Consider the following 2,245-nt stretch of genomic DNA (forward strand, 5'->3'; position numbering starts at 1 on the left):
CGCGGTCCCGGCGGCGGCTACCGGGCGGCCGTCCTGAGCCGGTCGCGGAAGGCCAGGCACGCGGCGTGGTCCGGCAGGATCCCCGCCGCGCGCGCCTCGGCCAGGGACGGGGCCTTGGCGTCCTTCTCGGACAGGACCGGCTCGACCCCGGCGGGCCAGGCGATGCCCAGCTCGGGGTCGAGCGGGTCGATCCCGTGCTCCCGGCCCGGGGCGTACGGCTCGGAGCAGAGGTAGACGACCGTGGCCTGCTCGCTGAGCGCCATGAACGCGTGGCCCAGCCCTTCGGCCAGGTAGACGCCGCGCCGCGACCACTCGTCCAGGGTCACGGCCTCCCACCGGCCGAAGGTCGGCGAGCCGACCCGCACGTCCACCACCACGTCGAGCACCTCCCCGCTGACGCAGGTCACGTACTTGGCCTGGCCCGGGGGCACGTCCGCGAAGTGCACCCCGCGCAGCACCCCGCGCCGCGACACCGAGCAGTTGGCCTGGGCCAGCCGGAGCGGATGGCCCACCGCCTCCTCCATGGGACCGGCCTTGTACCACTCGAGGAACGCCCCGCGCTCGTCGGCGTGGACGACGGGGGTGAACGTCCAGGCTCCCTCGATCGACAGTCTCTCCACGTGCGGGCCTTTCGCGAGGTTCCGGTGCGGAACGCATGGTGCGGGACGGATGGTCCAGGGCGGATGGCCCGGGACGCATGGTGCGGAACGGATGGGGTCCGGCGGATGGGCGGCGACGACGTACGGCCCGCGCCTCCGGAGAGGTGCGAGCCGTACGCCGGTGAACGGTCGGATCCTGTTATCTCATGAAATCGTGACGGTCTGCGTGGTCACGCTGGTCCGCCCGTCCTCGTCGGTGACCGTCAGGGTGATGCGGTAGGTCCCCGCCTGGGCGTAGGCGTGCTGGGCGGTGGCGCCCGACCCCGCGCCTCCGTCCGCGAAGCTCCAGGTGTAGGACTCGATCGGGGCGGAGCCCGGCGTCGAGGCCGAGGCGTCCACCGAGCAGACCAGCCCGGTGCACCCGGCGGTGAACGACGCGGCCGGTCCCGAGGCCGTGTTCACGGCGGCGAAGTCGTCCACCGTCAGCACGATCGGCGCGTTGGTCGCCGTACCGGACAGGTAGGCCCCGAAGCCCACGCCGCCGGCCGCCTGCATCCCGGCCGTGGTGTCCGTCACGGTCGCCTGCCAGTCGGCCGGCTCGGTGCCGGCCTCGTCCCAGACCTTCGCCGAGATCGTGGTCGGCGAGGTGCCGGTGACCTGGACCCGGATGCGGAGCACCGCGCCCGGCGTGTAGGACAGCCCCGGGATCAACTGCTCGCCGGTGAGCAGGTTGTCGGTGTTGGGAGCCGCGGTCCGGGTGAGGGAGAGCCCCACGCCCGACGGCAGCAGCCGGACCCGGGCGCGGTACTCGCCCTGGCCGCTGATCCGGCGGCCGACGCCCCACAGGTAGATGCCGTTGCCGGTGCCCGCCTTGTCGGACGAGATCCGGTAGGTGACGTCCGAGTGGGTGCTGGAGACCCCTTCCAGGAAGGCCCGGGGGCTCGCGGTCGTCGCGGGCAGGGTCACCTTGGCCGCGCCGCCGTCCGCCGAGAAGTTGCCCGCGCCGCCCAGGAGGGTCCAGGTCCCGCCGGTCTCCGCCGTGCCCAGCGAGCCGCTCGCCGTACGGGAGAAGGAGTCCGCCGCCAGGGTGGCGGAGGGCGTGTCCGCCGGGCGGGGCGCCACGACCTCGCTGTCCGTCCCGGTCGCGTCGTCGTCGTCGGTCACGGTCAGCGTGACGGTGTAGTCGCCCGCGGCCGGGTAGGTGTGCGTCGCGGTGGCCCCGGTCGCGGTCTGGCCGTCGCCGAAGTCCCAGGCGTGGGAGTCGACCGTGCCGTCGGAGTCGCCGGACGCCGAGCCGTCGAAGGAGCACTCCAGCGCCTCGCAGCTCACCGTGAACGACGCCGTCGGCGCCTGGTTGGCGGGGCCGGAGCCTGAGCCCTTCTGCCAGTGCTCGGCCACCTGGGCGGCGGTGAGCACCTTGGAGTAGACCGCGGCCTCGTCGATGGATCCGGCGAAGTTGTCGCTGGACGGACGGGAGGGCCAGGCGTTCAGGTTGTCCCCGCCGATCCTCCAGTAACCGGTGTAGCCCTCGGCGTTGACCTGCGGGTTGGTGCCCACCGGCGCGCCGTCGACGTAGAGCGCGATGCCGCCCGAGCCCTGCGTGGCGACCACGTGGTGCCACTGGCCGTCGTTGTAGGCGTTCGCCG

General features: G+C 73.6%; 2 protein-coding genes. Both read right to left on the reverse strand.

Going from position 1 to position 2,245, the window contains the following annotated elements; translation table 11 throughout:
* Positions 1–17: 17 nt before the first annotated feature.
* Complete coding sequence (rfbC, locus tag ACWJ6R_RS13755; RefSeq protein ID WP_449062593.1) at positions 18–620, reverse strand: dTDP-4-dehydrorhamnose 3,5-epimerase; 603 nt, start codon at positions 618–620, stop codon at positions 18–20.
* A 183-nt stretch (positions 621–803) separates the two neighbouring features.
* A partial coding sequence (locus tag ACWJ6R_RS13760; RefSeq protein ID WP_449062594.1) for a PKD domain-containing protein occupies positions 804–2,245 on the reverse strand: 1,442 nt, incomplete at its 5' end.

The organism is Planomonospora algeriensis (genome assembly GCF_977012225.1).